The sequence below is a fragment of the Inquilinus sp. OTU3971 genome (assembly GCF_038440215.1).
The window spans coordinates 1-16,853 of sequence record NZ_JASATH010000095.1 but is presented as its reverse complement, the minus strand read 5'-3'; the positions used below and the strand labels follow the sequence as shown (position 1 = coordinate 16,853).

Genomic DNA, 16,853 nt, shown 5'->3' with positions numbered 1-16,853 from the left:
TCGCCCCTGCCCTGCGCCATGCGGTCGCCCCGGGGCTTTCCCCGCGCGCGTTCCTTCCTTATAAGAGCGCGCTCCTTCGGGAGCGTGCCCCTCGTACCCAGCAGGCCGCCTCCCATGCCCAAGCGCACCGACATCCGCTCGATCTGCATCATCGGCGCCGGACCGATCGTCATCGGCCAGGCCTGCGAGTTCGACTATTCCGGCGCCCAGGCCTGCAAGGCGCTGAAGCAGGAGGGCTACCGCGTCATCCTGGTCAACTCCAACCCGGCGACGATCATGACCGATCCGGAGCTGGCGGACGCGACCTATATCGAGCCGATCACGCCGGAGTTCGTGGCCCGCATCCTGGAGGCGGAGAGGCCGGACGCGCTGCTGCCGACCATGGGCGGGCAGACGGCACTGAACACCGCCATGGCGCTGGCCGAGAACGGCACGCTGGAGCGGCTGGGGATCGAGCTGATCGGGGCCAAGCGGGACAGCATCGAGAAGGCAGAGGACCGCGCCAAGTTCCGCGAGACGATGGACGAGATCGGCCTGGAATCGCCGAAGAGCGCGGTGGTGCACAGCCTGTCCGAGGCGATCGATGCGCTGTCGACCGTCGGCCTGCCGGCGATCATCCGCCCGTCCTTCACCCTCGGCGGCACCGGCGGCGGCATCGCCTATAACCGGGTCGAGTTCGAGGAGATCGTCCGCTCCGGCCTGGCCGCCAGCCCGACCCGCGAGGTGCTGATCGAGGAATCCGTCCTCGGCTGGAAGGAATACGAGATGGAGGTGGTCCGCGACCGCGCGGACAACTGCATCATCATCTGCTCGATCGAGAACATCGATCCGATGGGCATCCACACCGGCGACAGCGTCACCGTGGCCCCGGCCCTGACGCTGACCGACAAGGAATACCAGCGGATGCGCGACGCCTCGATCGCGGTCTTGCGCGCGATCGGCGTCGACACCGGCGGGTCGAACGTGCAGTTCGCGGTCGACCCCGAGACCGGCCGCATGGTCGTGATCGAGATGAACCCGCGGGTCAGCCGCTCCTCCGCCCTGGCGTCGAAGGCGACCGGCTTCCCGATCGCCAAGGTCGCGGCCAAGCTGGCGGTCGGCTACACCCTCGACGAGCTGGCCAACGACATCACCAAGGTGACCCCGGCCAGCTTCGAGCCGACGATCGACTACGTCGTCGTCAAGATGCCGCGCTTCACCTTCGAGAAGTTCCCGGGCGCCGAGCCGACCCTGACCACCAGCATGAAGTCGGTCGGCGAGGCGATGTCGATCGGCCGCAACTTCCCCGAGGCGCTGCAGAAGGCGCTGCGGTCGATGGAGACCGGGCTGACCGGCCTGGACGAGGTCGAGATCCCGGGCGTCGCCATGGATGCGCCGGACAGCCAAGTGATCCGCGCCGCCCTGGCCCGCCCGACCCATGATCGCCTGCTGGTGATCGCCCAGGCGATGCGCCTCGGCCTCGGGGTCGAGGAAATCCGCGCCGCCTGCAAGTTCGACCCCTGGTTCCTGCGCGAGATCGAGCGGATCGTCGCGGCCGAGGAGGAGGTGCGGCGCTATGGCCTGCCCGAGGACGCCCAGGGCTTCGCCCGGCTGAAGCGGATGGGCTTCTCCGACGCCCGGCTGGCGAAGCTGGCGGATGTCAGCGAAGCGGACGCCACCGCCGCCCGCCGCGGCCTCGGCGTGACGCCGGTCTACAAGCGGATCGACACCTGCGCCGGCGAGTTCGCCTCGGCCACGCCCTACATGTACTCGACCCACGAGGCCGGCTTCGACGAGGGCGAGTGCGAATCCGACCCGACCGACCGCGAGAAGATCGTCATCCTCGGCGGCGGCCCGAACCGGATCGGCCAGGGCATCGAGTTCGACTATTGCTGCGTCCACGCCGCCTACGCGCTGAAGGAGGCCGGCTACGAGACCATCATGGTCAACTGCAACCCGGAGACGGTGTCGACCGACTACGACACCTCGGACCGGCTGTATTTCGAGCCGCTGACCGCCGAGGACGTGATCGAGCTGATCCGGGTCGAGCAGGAGCGCGGCACGGTCAAGGGCGTGATCGTCCAGTTCGGTGGCCAGACGCCTCTGAAGCTGGCGCATGACCTGGAGGCGGCCGGCATCCCGATCCTGGGCACGCCGAAGGACGCGATCGACCTGGCCGAGGACCGCGAGCGCTTCCGCGACCTCTTGGACAAGCTGGGCCTGCGCCAGCCGAAGAGCGGCATCGCCCATTCGGTCGAGGAGGCCGAGGCGATCGTGCAGGAGGTCGGCTTCCCCTGCCTGATGCGCCCGTCCTACGTGCTGGGCGGCCGGGGCATGGAGATCGTGCACGACCTGCAGGGCTTCCGCCGCTACATCACCACGGCCGTCAAGGTCTCCGGCCGCAACCCGGTGCTGATCGACCGCTACCTGCAGGACGCGATCGAGGTCGATGTCGATGCGGTGCGCGACTGCGAGCAGGTCTATGTCGCCGGCATCATGGAGCATATCGAGGAGGCCGGGATCCACTCCGGCGACAGCGCCTGCGCCCTGCCGCCCTACTCCCTGTCCGCCTCGGTGGTCCAAGAGATCGAGCGCCAGACCCGGATGCTGGCCGACGGCCTCGGCGTCATCGGCCTGATGAACACCCAGTTTGCGGTCAAGGACAACGAGGTCTACGTCATCGAGGTCAATCCGCGCGCCAGCCGCACCGTGCCCTTCGTGGCCAAGGCGACCGGCACGCCGATCGCCAAGATCGCGGCCCGGGTGATGGCCGGCGAGAAGCTGGCCGACTTCACCCTGACTGGCCCGAACCCGCCCTACACGGCGGTCAAGGAGGCGGTGTTCCCGTTCAACCGCTTCCCCGGCGTCGACGTCATCCTGGGGCCGGAGATGAAGTCGACCGGCGAGGTCATGGGCCTGGACCGCGATTTCGGCCGTGCCTTCGCCAAGAGCCAGCTCGGCGCCAACCAGAAGGTGCCGCTGTCCGGCACGGTCTTCATCTCGGTCAAGGACCGCGACAAGCCGGCGATCCTCACCGTCGCCCGCCGCATCGCCGAGCTGGGCTTCGAGATCCTGGCCTCGACCGGCACCGCCAAGGCGCTGGAGGAGGGCGGGCTCAAGGTCCGGCGCATCAACAAGGTGATGGAAGGCCAGCCGCACATCGTCGACGCCATCCTGAACGGCGAGGTCCAACTGGTGTTCAACACCACCGACGGTGCCCAGACGGTGCGCGACAGCTTCGGCTTGCGCCGCGCCGCGCTGGTCAATAACATTCCCTACTCGACGACCGTGGCCGGGGCGCGTGCGACTGTGGAGGCCATCGCCGCGCTGAAGGCCGGGGCGCTTGAAGTCGCCCCGCTGCAATCCTACCTAGGTTCGGCGCGGTAGCACCGGGGGGCAGGGATACGAGCAGGTCTGGAGGCCGGCGTCCTGGACGCCGGGTGTAATGCTTTTTGGCTTTTTGGGACTGGAGCGCGATGGAAAAGGTGCCGATGACCGCGGGGGGATACAACCGCCTGCAGGAAGAGTTGAAGCATCTGAAGAGCGTGGCGCGGCCCGAAGTGATCAAGGCGATCGCGGAGGCACGCGAGCATGGTGACCTGTCCGAAAACGCGGAATACCACGCGGCGCGCGAGCGCCAGAGCTTCATCGAAGGCCGGGTGATGGAACTCGAGGACCGGATCAGCCGGGCCGAGATCATCGACACCTCCAAGCTGTCGGGCGACACCGTCAAGTTCGGCGCCACCGTGACGCTGGCGGACGAGGACACCGACGAGGAGATCACCTACCAGATCGTCGGCCAGGACGAGTCCGACATCAAGGAAGGCCGCCTGTCGATCACCGCGCCGCTGGCGCGCTCGTTGATCGGCAAGGCCGAGGGCGACCAGGTCGAGGTCACCACCCCCGGCGGCTCCAAGAGCTACGAGATCGTCACGGTCCAGTTCGTCTGACCGGCCGAGCCTCTCCCGGTTACAACGGCCTCGCTTCGGCGGGGCCGTTTGCTTTAGCGCGAGCGCTCGTCCGGCTGGCCGCGGCGCCGGTCCTCCGCCGGATCTCCAGGAACACGAGCGCGGCGAGGCTGCCGATCCCGGCTGTGAGCCAGAGGGCCGGCGAGGGCCCCAGCCGCTCCAGCATGGCGGCGAACAGGAAGGGCGCCAGGGCGGAGACGATGTGGACGACGCTGGAGATCCAGCCGAGCCGCTCGGCGTAGCCCGACCGCCCGAACAGCGCCAGCGGCACCGTGCCGCGCACGATGCTGTTCAGCCCGGATCCCAACCCGAACAGGATCGCGAAGCCGATTGCCGCGGCCAACGCAGGCGCGCCGAGCAGCAGCAGGCCGAGCGCCAGCGGCGGCAGGCTGGAGGCGACGATCGCCAGGCCGACCGGGCTGGCGCGCCGGCCGGCGGTCATGGTCAGGAAGCGGCTCAACACCTGGGCCGGGCCGAACAGGCTGCCGACCAGCAGGCTGCCGGCACCCAGGCCGAGCGCCCCGAGCAGCGGGACCATGTGCACCAGCACGGCCGAGGCGACGAAGCCGGCGAGCGAGAAGCCGGTCGCGGTCAATATCAGGAGGGCGCGCCGCTCCGGATGCCGACCTCCGGCATCCTCGGGAGCGGCGGCAGCCGGATGCGCCGCCGGGCCGGCCGCCCGGGCCAGGCTGCGGAGCCAGAGATGGATGGGCAGGCACAGCAGCAGGTGCAGCCCGGCGAAGACGAGATACACCTCGCGCCAGGTCAGGTGATCCTGCAGTGCCGCGGTCGCCGGCCAGAACAGAGTCGAGGCGAAGCCGGCGATCAGGGTCAGATGGGTGATGCTGCGCTGGGCGCCGAAGCCGACGACCTGGACCAGCGCCGGGAACGCCACCTCGTAGAGGACGAAGGACGCCGCCAGCTGGATCGCGATCAGCCCCAGGGCCAGGCCCAGCGGCCCGGGCGCGACGGCGCAGCCGATCAGCGCGGCGGCCGCGGCGACCGAGCCCAGGGCCATGACCCGGCCGGCGCCATGCCGATCGACCCAGCGGCCGCAGCGCGGGCCGATCAGGGCCCCGGCCAGGAGCGCCGCCGAGAAGGCACCGTAGACGGCACCTAGAGACCAGCCGATGTCGGCGGCCATCCCGGCGGCGAGGATGCTGAAGCTGTAGTACAGCGTGCCGTAGCCGATGATCTGGGTCAGCCCGAGCCCGGCGACGACCCCGAGGAGTCGCCGGCCGGAGATTGGACCGGCCGCGCCGGTCGCCTCAGCCATGGTGTCTTTCCCGTCGCTCAGCAGCAGGCGGATGCTTTGGCGGGAGCGGCCGATGCGGCAGGGCCGCAGCAGGATGCCGCCTCAGCCTCCTGCCGGCCGGGGCCGTTGCAGACTCCGGTCTCCGGCAGCACCAGCTCGACCCGCCGGGCCGCATCGAGGTCTCCGGCGAGGTGGGCCGCGACCGACCGGGCCTGCTCATAGCCGGTGGCCAGCAGGAAGGTCGGGGCCCGGCCATAGGCCTTCATGCCGATGATGAACAGGCCCGGCTCCGGCTGCGCCAGCTCGGCGGCGCCATGCGGGCGGACCGTGCCGCAGCTGTGCTCGTTGGGATCGATCTGCGGTGCCAGCGCCCGCGGGCAGTCGAGCGCCGGGTCCAGGTCGATGCGCAGCTCGCCGAGGATCGACAGGTCCGGGCGCAGGCCGGTCGCCACGATCAGCTCGTCGGCCTCGATGGCATGCGCAGCGCCGTCCCGATCGCCGAGGACGTGCAGGCCGCCATCAGACGTGGTCTCGATCGCGTCCACCGCGAAGGGCGCGACGATCTCGTAGGCCCCGGCATCCGCCAGCGCCCGCAGCCGCTGGCCGAGGGCGCCGCGGCGCGGCAGCTGGTCGGCCTCACCGCCGCCGAACAGCCTGGCCCGGTCGGCGCTGCGGAAGGCCCAGACGATCCGGGTATCGGGCGCCTGCCGGGCCAGCTCGGCGAGGTCGAGCAGCGTGCCGGTGGCGGAATGGCCGCTGCCGAGGACAAGGATGCGGCGCCCGGCATAGCGGTCGCGGTCGCGGCCGAGCACGTCGGGCATGCCGTAGCGGATGCGGGACGAAGCGGCGCGTTCGCCGATCGCCGGCAGGCCGCCTGCGCCGGCCGGGTTCGGCGAGGACCAGGTGCCGGAGGCGTCGATCACCGCCCGAGCGAAGACCCGGCCTTCCTGCCCGGCGCTGTCGACATATCGGACCTCGAAGGGCCGATCGTCCCGGCCGGCGGTCCGGACCTTGCCGTGGCCGGCACGGGCGATGCCGGTGACGCGGCTGCCGAGACGAAGGCGCCCCGCGATCTCTGGCGTCGCCGCCAGCGGGTCGAGATAGCGTTCGGCCAGGTCGAGGCCGGTCGGATAGCCCTCCCCGTCCGGATGCGTCCAGCCCTGACGCTGCAGCAGCGCGACCGTGGCCCGGTCGGTGCTGTAGCCCCAGGGCCAGAACATCGGCACATGGCCCCAGTCGCGCACTGCCGCGCCGACCTGGGCGCCGGCCTCCAGGATCAAGGGCTCAAGGCCATAGCCAAGCAGATGGACCGCAGCGGCCAGGCCGACCGGGCCGCCGCCGATGATCGCGACCGGCAGCTCCGAGGGCGAGACCGCTTCAAGCGCCATGCGGTCCGACGAGTCCAGCGGGCGGTTCATGTCGTATCCCCTCACTGTCTAGGATCTAGGCATCGAAGATCGATGTATTGAGGCAAAAAAAGAGGCTAGCCGCAGCAGCCACCCTCCCGGGCGATCACGCTTTCGGTCTCGGTCAGCGCCCGGGTGACCTCCAGCCAGGCCTCGACGCCGACCTTGAAGGCCTCGCGGCCCTTGGCGGTCAGAGTGTAGGTCTTGCGCGGCCGGCCGGAGACGACGCTGCTCTCGACCGTGACGTAGCCGCCCTCCTCGAACTCGCGCAGCACCGGGTAGATCGTGCCTTCGGTCGGGGAGCAACAGCCATTGGTCGTCAGCTCGACCGCCCGGGCGATGTCGTAGCCATGCATCGGCCGGTCGTGCAGCACGCGCAGGATGAAGAACTTGGACAGGCTCATCTTGATCGTGCCGGCCCAGTAGGAGCGGCTGGTGTAGTCGACAGCGGGACGGGCGACGGCGGAGAGCTTGCGGGCTTCGATCATGGTCTGATCCTCATACCTTGATGGTCGATGAGTCAAGGGATAATGTATCGACATCTCAGCCCGCCGGGACTCCCGATGATCCGCCTCGCCACGCCGGAGGACGCCCCCGCCCTCCACGCCATCTACGCCCCGATCGTCGCCGGCACCGTGATCTCCTTCGAGCTGGCGCCGCCCACGGTGGCGGAGATGGCCGACCGCATCCGCGGCACGATCCCGGCCTATCCCTGGCTGGTGCTGGAGCGGGACGGCCGGATCCTGGGCTATGCCTATGCGGGCGCGCACCGGGCCCGGCCGGCCTATCGCTGGTCGGTCGATGTCAGCGCCTATGTCGCCGAGGCCGGGCGGCGGCAGGGCATCGGCCGCGCGCTGTACGAGCGGCTGTTCGTGCTGCTGCGGCGCCAGGGCTACCAATCCGCCTTCGCCGGCATCGCCCTGCCGAACCCGGCCAGCGTCGCCCTGCATGAGGCGGTCGGGTTCGTGCCGCTCGGCGTCTATCGCGATGTCGGCTTCAAGCACGGCGCCTGGCACGATGTCGGCTGGTGGCAGCGCCCGATCGGCGACCGTCCGGATCACCCGGCCGAGCCGCGCCCGGTCACCGAGGTGCCGGACTGATCAGGCGGGCCGGCGCTCGTACCAGCCGCGCGAGGCCTTCACCAGGCGCACCACCGACAGCATCACCGGCACCTCGACCAGCACGCCGACCACGGTGGCCAGCGCCGCGCCGGAGTCGAGGCCGAACAGGCTGATCGCGGCCGCCACCGCCAGCTCGAAGAAATTGGAGGCGCCGATCAGCGCCGCCGGCGCCGCGACGCACCAGGCGACGCCGAGGCGGCGGGACAACCAATAGGCGATGCCGGCGTTGAGATAGACCTGGATCAGGATCGGCACGGCCAGCAGCAGGATCACGACCGGCTGGGCCAGGATGCGTTCACCCTGGAAGCCGAACAGCAGCACCAGCGTCGCCAGCAGGGCAGTCAGCGACAGCGGCTGCAGCACGGCCAGGGTGCGCCGCAGCGCCGGCTCGCCGCCTGCGGCCAGCAGCGACCGGCGCCAGAGCTGCGCCACGGCCACCGGCACGACGATGTAGAGCACCACCGACAGCAGCAGCTTGTCCCAGGGCACGGTGATCGAGGCGACGCCGAGCAGCAGCCCGACCAGCGGCGCGAAGGCGAAGACCATGATCAGGTCGTTCAGCGCGACCTGGCTGAGGGTGAAGTGCGGCTCGCCCTCGCACAGGTTGGACCAGACGAAGACCATGGCCGTGCAGGGCGCGGCGGCCAGCAGGATCAGCCCGGCGATGTAGGACGGGATCTGGTCCGGCGCCAGCCAGGACGCGAACAGGTGGCCGATGAACAGGCTGCCCAGCAGCGCCATCGAGAACGGCTTGACGCCCCAGTTGACGAACAGGGTGACGCCGACGCCGCGCCAATGCGCCTTGACCTCGCCGAGCGCCGCAAAGTCGATCTTCAGCAGCATCGGCACGATCATCGCCCAGATCAGCACCGCCACCGGCAGGTTGACCTTGGCGATCTCGGCCGAGGCCACCAGCGTGAAGAAGCCCGGCACCACCGCGCCGAGGCCGATGCCGGCGACGATGCAGAGCATGACCCAGAGGCTGAGATATCGTTCGAACAGCCCCATGGCGGGGGCGGCCGGCCCAGGTCCGGCCGCGGTGGTTTCGGCAGTCATCACGGATCCGATCGGTCGGAGGAAAAGGTCAGGCGCGCTGGCCGGAGGCGTCGACGACAAGCTCGCCGTCCTCCTTGCGGAATTCGCCCTGCTGCGGCGCCGGCAGGATCTCGAGCACCGCTTCCGACGGGCGGGCGAGCATCACTCCGCGCTCGGTGACGACGATCGGCCGGTTGATCAGGATCGGATGCGCCATCATGGCGTCGAGCAGCTGATCGTCGGTCAGGGCCGGATCGTCGAGGCCGAGCTCGTGATACGGCGTGCCCTTCTCGCGCAGCACCGACCGCACCGGGACGCCCATGCGTCGGATCAGGTCGGCCAGTTCGGCCCGGCTCGGCGGCGTTTTCAGGTATTCGATGATTGTCGGCTCGATGCCGGCATTGCGGATCAGGCTGAGGACGTTGCGCGACGTGCCGCAGGCCGGGTTGTGGTAGATCGTGACCGCGCTCATGACGATGCCGGTTCCTTCTGGGTCTGGCCGATCTCGCGCAGGCGGTGCCCGAGCGAGATGCTGTCGAGCGACCGCAACGGCAGGCTGGTGAAGATCGAGATGCGGTTGAACAGCAGACGATAGGTTTCGGCGAAGGCCAGGCCGATTTCGGACTCCTTGCCCTCGACCGCGGCCGGATCGGGGATGCCCCAATGGGCGGTCATCGGCTGGCCGGGCCAGATCGGGCAGACCTAGCTTGCGGCGTTGTCGCAGACGGTGAACACGAAATCGAGCCGCGGCGCGTCCCGGCCGCTGAACTCCTCCCAGCCCTTCGAGCGCAGGCCCCTGATGTCGTGGTGACTGTGCTCGAGTACCGCCAGGGCCCGCGGATGGACGCGGCCCCCGGGATGGCTGCCGGCGGAGAAGGCCCGAAACCGGCCTTGCCCGACCCGGTTCAGGATCGCCTCGGCGATGATCGAACGGGCCGAGTTGCCGGTGCAAAGGAACAGCACGTTGAAGACAGGATCGCTCATGCCACACCTCCTGATGCTGCGGGCACCGGAGCGCAGTCGCAGCTTGCCCGCTCGATGATGCCCATCAGCGGCGCGCAGATCTCCGGCCGGCCGTTGCAGCAGTCCTGGACCAGGAAGGACAGCAGCGCCCGCACGCCGTCGAGATCGGCGGAATAGAGGATCGACCGCCCGTCCCGCCGCGACCGGATCAGTCCGGCGCGGCTGAGGATGCCGAGATGGGTGGAGAGCGTCGTGCTGGGCACGCCGACCCGCTCCGCCACGGTCCCGGCCGGCACGCCGTCGGGCCCGGCCCGGACCAGCAGACGGAAGACGGCCAGCCGCGTCGACTGGGCCAGGGCGCCGAACCTTTCGATCGCTGCGATCTCATCCATATTTCTAGAATTGCAGAAACATGGAATTGATGCAAGCCCATGACGGACACAGACCTATCGCATTTTCGTCTAATCCCTTGAAGTTGTCGCCAGAATCCACAGGCCGGAGGAGCAAATGTCATCCAGGCGATACGGTTGTTAAACCGAACCGTCATCTTCCCCTTGTAGGGAACGATCCCGTCGCCGCCGTCGCGGACGTGCAGGCGGCCAAACGGGAGACAGACATGACCGTCGTGACCAAGCTGTCGGCGGCCGCCTTCGCGCTGGCCGCCGCCGCGGTGTTTGCGCAGCCGGCCCAGGCGGCCGAGCGCACCAAGTTCGAGTTCTGGTACGGGCTGACCGGCGACCTGGAGCAGCGGGTGCAGGACACCTGCAAGCGCTTCAACGACAGCCAGGCCGATTTCGAGGCCGTCTGCATCGGCCAGGGCGGCTATCCGAACGCGGTGCAGAACGCCATCGCCGCCTATCGCGCCCAGAAGCAGCCGACCGTGGTGCAGGTGTTCGACGCCGGCACGCTGGACCTGATGCTGTCCGGCGCCTATGTCCCGGCCCGCAAGCTGATGGCCGACAACGGCTACGACATCAAATGGGACGACTACTTCTCCGGCATCGCGAACTACTACGCGACGTCGAAGGGCGAGCTGATGTCGTTCCCCTACAATTCCTCGACGGCGCTGTTCTACTGGAACAAGGACGCCTTCGCCAAGATCGGCCACGACAAGGGCCCGGAGACCTGGGAGGAGGTCGAGCAGATCTCCCGCCAGCTGAAGGCCGCCGGCTACGACTGCCCGCTGGCCTTCAACTTCGACCCTTGGCCGACGCTGGAGCAGTTCTCGGCGATCCACGACCAGCCGATCGCCACCAAGAACAACGGCTATGACGGGCTCGATGCCGAGCTGGTCTTCAACAAGACCAAGTTCGTCGACCATGTCGCCTTCATCAAGAAGATGTACGATGAAGGCCTGTTCGTGCTGAAGACCAAGGAAGGCGGCCAGGACATCGTCCCGGCCTTCGCCTCCGGCACCTGCCAGATGACGCAGTCCTCGGTCGCCGATCACGGCACCGTCAGCAAGCTGGCCGCCCCGGACATGCACTGGGACGTGGTCAAGCTGCCGGTCTGGGCCGGCACCGAGCGCAAGAACTCGCTGGTCGGCGGCGCCTCGCTGTGGGTCCTCGCCGGCAAGTCCGACGCCGAATACAAGGGCGCGGCCGCGTTCCTGAACTTCATCGCCCAGCCGTCCTCGGCCGAGTGGTGGTCGACCGTCACCGGCTACATCCCGGTGACCAATTCCGGCTTCCAGGCGATGAAGGCCAAGGGCTTCTACGACAAGGCCCCCTACAAGGGCCGCGAGCTGGCGATCGAGAGCCTGACCTGGACCCCGACCACCCCGATCTCGCGCGGCATCCGCCTCGGCGGCTACATCCAGATCCGCAAGGAAGTCCAGGATGCCTTCCAGGCGATCATCGCCGGCAAGGTGTCGGTGCAGGACGGCCTCGACCAGGCGGTGGAGCGCGGCAACGTGATCCTGCGCCGCTTCGAGAAGACCTACGCCGGCAAGCAGCTGCTCTAACCGGCGCAGCCCCCTCACCCTCCCGGCCCACGGGAGGGTGAGGGGTGCAGGCCCCTCCTCCACCAGCCGCATCGGACCCGATGGAAAAACGCGCCCACTTCAAGAACCGGACGCTGGCCTGGCTCCTGATCACGCCGCAGCTGCTGCTGGTGTTCCTGTTCTTCTACTGGCCGGCCGGCGAGGCGCTGTACTGGGCCTTCACGCTGGAGCAGCCCTGGGGCGGCGGCAATGAGTGGGTCGGGCTGGAGAATTTCCGGGCGCTCCTGAGCGACAGCGCCTATTGGGGCTCGGTCGGCGTCAGCTTCGCCTATGCCCTGCTGGCCACCGGCATCGCCATGGCCGGCGCCCTGGTCCTGGCCCTGTTCGTCGACCGCCAGCTGCGCGGCTTCCAGGCCTACCGTTCGATCTTCGTCTGGCCCTACGCCATCGCAGCGCCCGCCGCAGCCATCGCCTTCCGCTTCATCTTCGCCCCCGAGAGCGGGATGATCGGTGCGGTCAACGCGCTGTGGCCGGGGCTGTGGAACCCGGTGCTGAACGGCACCCAGGCCCTGATCATGGTCGTGCTGTGCCACGCCTGGATCTGGATCGGCTATAACTTCATCTTCTTCCTGGCGGCGCTGCAGTCGATCCCGAAAAGCCTGATCGAGGCCAGCGCCATGGACGGGTCGGGCGCGCTGCGCCGGATGCGCGACATCCAGCTGCCGCTGATCGCGCCGACCCTGTTCTTCCTGATGGTGATCAACCTCACCGGCAGCTTCACCGACAGCTTCGGCATCGTCGACATCATGACCGAGGGCGGCCCGGCCCGCGGCACCGAGGTCATGGTCTACAAGATCTATTTCGACGGCTTCAAAGGCCTCGACTACTCCGGCGCCGCTGCGCAGAGCATCGTTCTGATGCTGCTGGTCATGGTCCTCACCTTCGTCCAGTTCCGCTGGGTCGAACGCCGCATCCACTACAGCTGAGGGAGGACGGCGATGATCGAACGCACCCCGATCCTGAACGCCCTGACGCATCTGATCCTGATCACCGGCCTGGTCCTGGTGCTGCTGCCGTTCGCCATCGTGCTGGCCGCCGCGACCAAGGACATCCAGGGCGTCAACCAGGTGCCGATGAGCCTGATCCCCGGCGGCCATCTGATCGACAACCTGGCCGCGGCCTGGGACCAGGCGGAGTTCGGCCCGAAGCTGCTGAACAGCCTGATCGTCGCGATCGGCGTCACCGCCGGCAAGATCGTGCTGGCGGCGCTGACCGCCTTCTCGATCGTGTTCTTCCGCTATCGCGCGCGGATGCTGGTGTTCTGGCTGATCTTCACCACGCTGATGCTGCCGCTCGAGGTCCGCATCGTGCCGACCTATTCGATCGCCGCGAATGCGCTGTCGCCGTTCCAGAGCATCCTCGCGGCCATCGGGCTGCAGGTCGACCTGCAGTGGAACCTCTTGAACTCCTACACCGGCCTGATCCTGCCGCTGATCGCGACGGCCACCGGCACCTTCCTGTACCGCCAGTTCTTCCTGACCGTGCCGGACGAGCTCCTGGAAGCCTCGAAGATGGACGGCGCCGGGGCGATGCGCTTCTTCGCCGAGATCCTGATGCCGCTGTCGCGCACCAACATGCTGGCGCTGGCAGCGATTCTCTTCGTCTACAGCTGGAACCAGTATCTGTGGCCGCTGCTGGTCACCACCGACCAGTCCTTCAGCACCGCGGTGGTCGAGCTGAAGCGCCTGATCCCGACCAACCAGGGCGGCCTGCCGGAGTGGAACATCGCCATGGCCGGCACCCTGATCGTGATGATCCCCCCGCTGCTGGTCGTCGCGCTGATGCAGCGCTGGTTCGTGCGCGGCCTGATCGCCACCGACAAGTAAAGGAGAAAGCCATGGCCCACATCGCCATCCGCGGCGTGCGCAAGAGCTACGGCAAGACGCCGGTGGTGCACGGCGTCGACCTGGACCTGCCGTCGGGCACCTTCGCCGTGATCCTCGGCCCGTCCGGCTGCGGCAAGTCGACCCTGCTGCGCATGATCGCCGGGCTGGAGGAGATCACCGCCGGCGAGATCGCGATCGGCGGCCGGGTGGTGAACCAGCTGGAGCCGCGCGAGCGCGGCTGCGCCATGGTGTTCCAGAACTACGCCCTGTACCCGCATATGAGCGTGGCCCAGAACATGGGCTATGCGCTGAAGGTGGCGGGCATGCCGAAGGCCGAGCGCATGGCCAAGGTGCGCGAGGTGGCGAAGCTGGTTGGGCTCGAGGATTTCCTCGACCGCAAGCCGGCCGCCCTGTCCGGCGGCCAGCGCCAGCGCGTCGCCATGGGCCGCGCCATCATCCGCGAGCCGGAGGTGTTCCTGTTCGACGAGCCGCTGTCCAACCTCGACGCCAAGCTGCGGGTGCAGATGCGGGTCGAGATCCGCCGCCTGCACCGGCGCCTGGGCGCCACCTCGGTCTTCGTCACCCACGACCAGGTCGAGGCCATGACCCTGGCCGACGTGCTGATCGTGATGAACAAGGGCGTGGTCGAGCAGATCGGCCGGCCGGCCGAGATCTACAACCACCCGCGCACCCGCTATGTCGCCAGCTTCATCGGCTCGCCGGCGATGAACTTCATCGAGGGCCGCATCTTCGCCCCCGGCCAGTTCGGCTTCGACGAGACCAAGACGATCGCGATCGACCCGGCCGATGGCGGCCGCTTCGTCGAGCGCTCCACCACGCTGGGCATCCGGCCGGAGCTGGTCGAGATCGTGCCGACCGACCATCCCGGGGCGCTGGTCGCCACCGTCGACTTCATCGAGGAGCTGGGCGCCGGCCGGGTGATCCACACCGACATCGACGGCCTGTCCTTCGCCGTCACCACCGGGGCCGAGGCCGACTACACCCCCGGCCAGCCGCTGGGGCTTTACCTGCCGCCGTCGCAGCTGCATTTCTTCGACCCGCACACCGGGCTGCGGCTCGATGCCGACCTGCCGGCCGAGCATCGCTTCGCCGTCGCCACCGCCGCCTGACATCGAGAGACCACCATGACCGAGATCATCACCGCCATCGGCTTCTCCACCGGCGTCAGCGGCAAGGGCGACCTGTCGCGCCTGGACGCCAGCCTCGGCCGCATCGCCGCGCTCGGCGCCGACGCGGCCGAGCTGTCGCTGTACGGCGAGGACCTGATCGCCGGCGGCCGCCTGCTGCCCGACCGGGTGCACAAGCTGGAGCAGATCGTCCGCCGCCACGACCTGCGCTACACGGTGCATGGCCAGATCGTCTCCAACTTCATGGACGAGCAGAACCTGCCCCTGCAGAAGGCGGTGGTGCGGGCGATGCTGGAGCTGTGCGACCAGGTCGGCGCCGGCGTGCTGGTGCATCATTGCGGCAAGGCGGCGATGACCGACCAGGCCGGCCGCGACCGGCTGGACGCGATCGAGCGCGAGGCCCTGGCCGAGCTGGCCGATGTGGCCCGCGGCTACGGCGTCAAGCTGGCCTTCGAGAACATCTTCGCCATGGATGATGGCGAGTACCGCCAGACCCCGGCCGAGGTCGCCGACACGGTGCGGGCGCTGAACCACCCGAACCTGTGCACGCTGATCGACTTCAGCCACGCCTATATCGAATGCACCCGCCGTGGCCTGGACTGGCGCGCCCAGATCCGCAGCATGGCCTCGGCCACCGGCCATCTGCATGTCCATGACAGCTTCGGCCGCCCCTACACCATGACGAAGTTCTACGAGCCGTCCGAGGCGGTGGCGCTGGGCATCGGCGATCTGCATTTGCCGCTGGGCTGGGGCGACATCGCCTGGGAGGAGATCTTCACCGAGCTGCGCTTCCAGTCCGACACGGTGATGATCCTGGAGCTGAACGCCGACCGCTATGACGCCGAGCTGGCCGGCAGCCTGGCCCATGCCCGGCGCCTGGCCGATCTGGTCAACCAGCGCGCGCTCGCGGCCTGACGGATGCGGGAGATGATCACGCGGCGGGCCGGCGTGCTGCCGACCCCCGACCCGATCCTCTTGGCCGACGCCGCTTTGGCGCCGGACGACGCCCATGACCGCTTCGCCGCCCAGGTGCCGGCGCTCGCCGCAGTCGAACATCGACCGGCGCCGGTGGAGCGGCCGGTCGGGGCACGGCTGCGCGTCGCCGCCTGGAACGCCGAGCGGCTGAAGTACCACGCCCCCTCCGCCACTCTGCTGCGCGGTGCCGATGTGGTGCTGCTGACCGAGGCCGATATCGGCATGGCCCGGTCCGGCAACCGGCACACGGTGCGCGACCTGGCCGAGGCGCTGGGCATGGGCTGGGCCTATGGCGTCGAGTTCGTCGAGCTCGGGCTGGGCGATTCCCGCGAATGCATATGGCATGCCGACGAGGACAACCGCGTCGGGCTGCACGGCAACGCCATCCTCAGCCGCCACAAGCTGCTGGAGCCGGTGATCATCCCGCTCGACGCCGGCGGCACCTGGTTCGCCGGCCGCAGCGGCAACCAGCGACGCCTGGGCGGCCGCATGGCGATCGCCGCCCGGCTCGACACGCCACGGCCGCTCTGGCTGGTCGCGGCCCATCTCGAGAGCCACAGCGACGCCGCCGACCGCGGCCGCCAGGGCGAGCGGCTCGTGGCGGAGATCGAGCGCCTGATCCCGGCGGATGCCGGGGTGGTGCTGGGCGGCGACTTCAACACCTTCGACACGCTCGGCCCGGCCGGGGGCCGCCGTGACCCCGCCCGGCTGCTGGAGGCACCGGAGGAGGTTGAGCCGCTGTTCGCCGTGCTGCGCGACGCCGGCTTCGACTGGCGCCGCTGCAACACCGCCGAGCCGACCCAGCGCACCCGCCCGGACGGCACACCGCTTCCGCCTTTCGCCAAGCTGGACTGGCTGTTCACCCGCCATGTCGAGGCCGAGGCGCCAGAGACCATCCCGGCGGTCGACGTCGCCGGCGCCGCGATCTCCGACCACGATGTGGTGGCGGCGACGGTGGCAACGGGCGTGGTCGGCGTGGATAGGAAGGCCGAGGCGGACGTCGAGGCCTAGATCAGATTGCCTCTCCCGCCTGGCGGGAGAGGTCGGGCGTCCGCAGGACGACCGGGTGAGGGTGGGCTCCGGCCTCGACAAACTCCCCTCACCCGGAGTCGCTCCGCGTTGTGCAACCGGAGAGATCGTTGACACTATAGACCGGATACATCGTTGACAGGTTT

General features: G+C 69.0%; 17 protein-coding genes. 9 read left to right on the top strand and 8 right to left on the bottom strand.

Annotated features, from left to right (window positions below):
* The first annotated feature begins 114 nt into the window (after positions 1-114).
* Positions 115-3,366, top strand: coding sequence for a carbamoyl-phosphate synthase large subunit (gene carB / locus AAHM41_RS22570; protein WP_342238835.1), 3,252 nt, complete (start codon positions 115-117; stop codon positions 3,364-3,366).
* Between the two features lie 89 nt (positions 3,367-3,455).
* Positions 3,456-3,929, top strand: coding sequence for a transcription elongation factor GreA (gene greA, locus AAHM41_RS22565; RefSeq protein ID WP_342238834.1), 474 nt, complete (start codon positions 3,456-3,458; stop codon positions 3,927-3,929).
* Between the two features lie 19 nt (positions 3,930-3,948).
* Here the strand turns inward: greA and arsK are convergent, their stop codons facing one another.
* The 3 genes from arsK to AAHM41_RS22550 form a co-directional block, all read right to left on the bottom strand.
* On the bottom strand, positions 3,949-5,223 hold the full coding sequence (gene arsK / locus AAHM41_RS22560; protein ID WP_342238833.1) for an arsenite efflux MFS transporter ArsK: 1,275 nt from the start codon (positions 5,221-5,223) through the stop codon (positions 3,949-3,951).
* 17 nt (positions 5,224-5,240) lie between these two features.
* The gene (locus AAHM41_RS22555) at positions 5,241-6,620 is read right to left on the bottom strand and encodes an NAD(P)-binding protein (protein WP_342238832.1); all 1,380 of its coding nucleotides are present in this window, start codon (positions 6,618-6,620) and stop codon (positions 5,241-5,243) included.
* Positions 6,621-6,685: 65 nt separating this feature from the next.
* The gene (locus tag AAHM41_RS22550; protein WP_342238831.1) at positions 6,686-7,096 is read right to left on the bottom strand and encodes a PadR family transcriptional regulator; all 411 of its coding nucleotides are present in this window, start codon (positions 7,094-7,096) and stop codon (positions 6,686-6,688) included.
* Positions 7,097-7,171: 75 nt separating this feature from the next.
* On the opposite strand from AAHM41_RS22550, the gene AAHM41_RS22545 reads away from it, so the two are divergent.
* Entirely contained in the window at positions 7,172-7,708 is a 537-nt protein-coding gene (locus tag AAHM41_RS22545; protein ID WP_342238830.1) for an arsinothricin resistance N-acetyltransferase ArsN1 family B, read from the top strand.
* On the opposite strand, the gene arsB is transcribed toward AAHM41_RS22545, so the two are convergent.
* The 5 genes from arsB to AAHM41_RS22525 all read right to left on the bottom strand — a co-directional run bounded on the left by arsB (position 7,709) and on the right by AAHM41_RS22525 (position 10,119).
* Positions 7,709-8,737, bottom strand: a complete 1,029-nt coding sequence (gene arsB / locus AAHM41_RS22540; RefSeq protein ID WP_446719476.1) for an ACR3 family arsenite efflux transporter — start codon at positions 8,735-8,737, stop codon at positions 7,709-7,711. It lies immediately after the preceding gene.
* Positions 8,738-8,813: 76 nt separating this feature from the next.
* Positions 8,814-9,236 carry an arsenate reductase (glutaredoxin) gene (gene arsC, locus AAHM41_RS22535; RefSeq protein ID WP_342238828.1) on the bottom strand — a complete coding sequence of 141 codons (423 nt, stop codon included), beginning with the start codon at positions 9,234-9,236 and terminating at the stop codon, positions 8,814-8,816.
* Positions 9,233-9,439, bottom strand: coding sequence for a hypothetical protein (locus AAHM41_RS40680; protein ID WP_446719475.1), 207 nt, complete (start codon positions 9,437-9,439; stop codon positions 9,233-9,235). The genes arsC and AAHM41_RS40680 overlap by 4 nt, the downstream gene beginning before the upstream one ends.
* Positions 9,440-9,466: 27 nt before the next feature.
* Positions 9,467-9,748 (bottom strand): arsenate reductase ArsC, encoded by a 282-nt coding sequence (locus tag AAHM41_RS40675; RefSeq protein ID WP_446719474.1) that lies wholly within the window; start codon positions 9,746-9,748, stop codon positions 9,467-9,469.
* On the bottom strand, positions 9,745-10,119 hold the full coding sequence (locus AAHM41_RS22525; RefSeq protein WP_342238827.1) for an ArsR/SmtB family transcription factor: 375 nt from the start codon (positions 10,117-10,119) through the stop codon (positions 9,745-9,747). Before AAHM41_RS22525 ends, AAHM41_RS40675 begins: the two co-directional genes overlap by 4 nt.
* A 224-nt stretch (positions 10,120-10,343) precedes the next feature.
* Here AAHM41_RS22525 and AAHM41_RS22520 point away from each other — a divergent pair, with 224 nt between their 5' ends.
* The 6 genes from AAHM41_RS22520 (at position 10,344) to AAHM41_RS22495 (ending at position 16,689) form a co-directional block, all read left to right on the top strand.
* The gene (locus AAHM41_RS22520) at positions 10,344-11,690 is read left to right on the top strand and encodes an extracellular solute-binding protein (protein ID WP_342238826.1); all 1,347 of its coding nucleotides are present in this window, start codon (positions 10,344-10,346) and stop codon (positions 11,688-11,690) included.
* 80 nt (positions 11,691-11,770) lie between these two features.
* A complete protein-coding gene (locus tag AAHM41_RS22515; protein WP_342238825.1) occupies positions 11,771-12,655 on the top strand; it encodes an ABC transporter permease subunit in 885 nt (294 codons plus the stop codon).
* A 12-nt stretch (positions 12,656-12,667) separates the two neighbouring features.
* On the top strand, positions 12,668-13,555 hold the full coding sequence (gene ugpE / locus AAHM41_RS22510; protein WP_342238824.1) for a sn-glycerol-3-phosphate ABC transporter permease UgpE: 888 nt from the start codon (positions 12,668-12,670) through the stop codon (positions 13,553-13,555).
* 11 nt (positions 13,556-13,566) lie between these two features.
* Positions 13,567-14,685: a sn-glycerol-3-phosphate ABC transporter ATP-binding protein UgpC gene (gene ugpC / locus AAHM41_RS22505; protein ID WP_342238823.1), complete on the top strand. Its 1,119-nt coding sequence runs from the start codon at positions 13,567-13,569 to the stop codon at positions 14,683-14,685.
* Between the two features lie 15 nt (positions 14,686-14,700).
* Positions 14,701-15,618: a sugar phosphate isomerase/epimerase family protein gene (locus AAHM41_RS22500; RefSeq protein WP_342238822.1), complete on the top strand. Its 918-nt coding sequence runs from the start codon at positions 14,701-14,703 to the stop codon at positions 15,616-15,618.
* Between the two features lie 12 nt (positions 15,619-15,630).
* Positions 15,631-16,689: an endonuclease/exonuclease/phosphatase family protein gene (locus AAHM41_RS22495; protein WP_342238821.1), complete on the top strand. Its 1,059-nt coding sequence runs from the start codon at positions 15,631-15,633 to the stop codon at positions 16,687-16,689.
* Positions 16,690-16,853: the final 164 nt, after the last annotated feature.

Bases quoted from the DNA above. Each gene is read 5' to 3' on its own strand.
- ugpE (WP_342238824.1), top strand. From the start codon at position 12,668: ATGATCGAACGCACCCCGATCCTGAACGCCCTGACGCATCTGATCCTG.
- AAHM41_RS22520 (WP_342238826.1), top strand. From the start codon at position 10,344: ATGACCGTCGTGACCAAGCTGTCGGCGGCCGCCTTCGCGCTGGCCGCC.
- AAHM41_RS22545 (WP_342238830.1), top strand. From the start codon at position 7,172: ATGATCCGCCTCGCCACGCCGGAGGACGCCCCCGCCCTCCACGCCATC.
- AAHM41_RS22495 (WP_342238821.1), top strand. From the start codon at position 15,631: ATGATCACGCGGCGGGCCGGCGTGCTGCCGACCCCCGACCCGATCCTC.
- arsK (WP_342238833.1), bottom strand. From the start codon at position 5,223: ATGGCTGAGGCGACCGGCGCGGCCGGTCCAATCTCCGGCCGGCGACTC.
- ugpC (WP_342238823.1), top strand. From the start codon at position 13,567: ATGGCCCACATCGCCATCCGCGGCGTGCGCAAGAGCTACGGCAAGACG.
- AAHM41_RS22525 (WP_342238827.1), bottom strand. From the start codon at position 10,119: ATGGATGAGATCGCAGCGATCGAAAGGTTCGGCGCCCTGGCCCAGTCG.
- AAHM41_RS22555 (WP_342238832.1), bottom strand. From the start codon at position 6,620: ATGAACCGCCCGCTGGACTCGTCGGACCGCATGGCGCTTGAAGCGGTC.
- AAHM41_RS40680 (WP_446719475.1), bottom strand. From the start codon at position 9,439: ATGACCGCCCATTGGGGCATCCCCGATCCGGCCGCGGTCGAGGGCAAG.
- AAHM41_RS22550 (WP_342238831.1), bottom strand. From the start codon at position 7,096: ATGATCGAAGCCCGCAAGCTCTCCGCCGTCGCCCGTCCCGCTGTCGAC.
- arsB (WP_446719476.1), bottom strand. From the start codon at position 8,737: ATGGGGCTGTTCGAACGATATCTCAGCCTCTGGGTCATGCTCTGCATC.
- AAHM41_RS40675 (WP_446719474.1), bottom strand. From the start codon at position 9,748: ATGAGCGATCCTGTCTTCAACGTGCTGTTCCTTTGCACCGGCAACTCG.
- arsC (WP_342238828.1), bottom strand. From the start codon at position 9,236: ATGAGCGCGGTCACGATCTACCACAACCCGGCCTGCGGCACGTCGCGC.
- greA (WP_342238834.1), top strand. From the start codon at position 3,456: ATGGAAAAGGTGCCGATGACCGCGGGGGGATACAACCGCCTGCAGGAA.
- carB (WP_342238835.1), top strand. From the start codon at position 115: ATGCCCAAGCGCACCGACATCCGCTCGATCTGCATCATCGGCGCCGGA.
- AAHM41_RS22500 (WP_342238822.1), top strand. From the start codon at position 14,701: ATGACCGAGATCATCACCGCCATCGGCTTCTCCACCGGCGTCAGCGGC.
- AAHM41_RS22515 (WP_342238825.1), top strand. From the start codon at position 11,771: ATGGAAAAACGCGCCCACTTCAAGAACCGGACGCTGGCCTGGCTCCTG.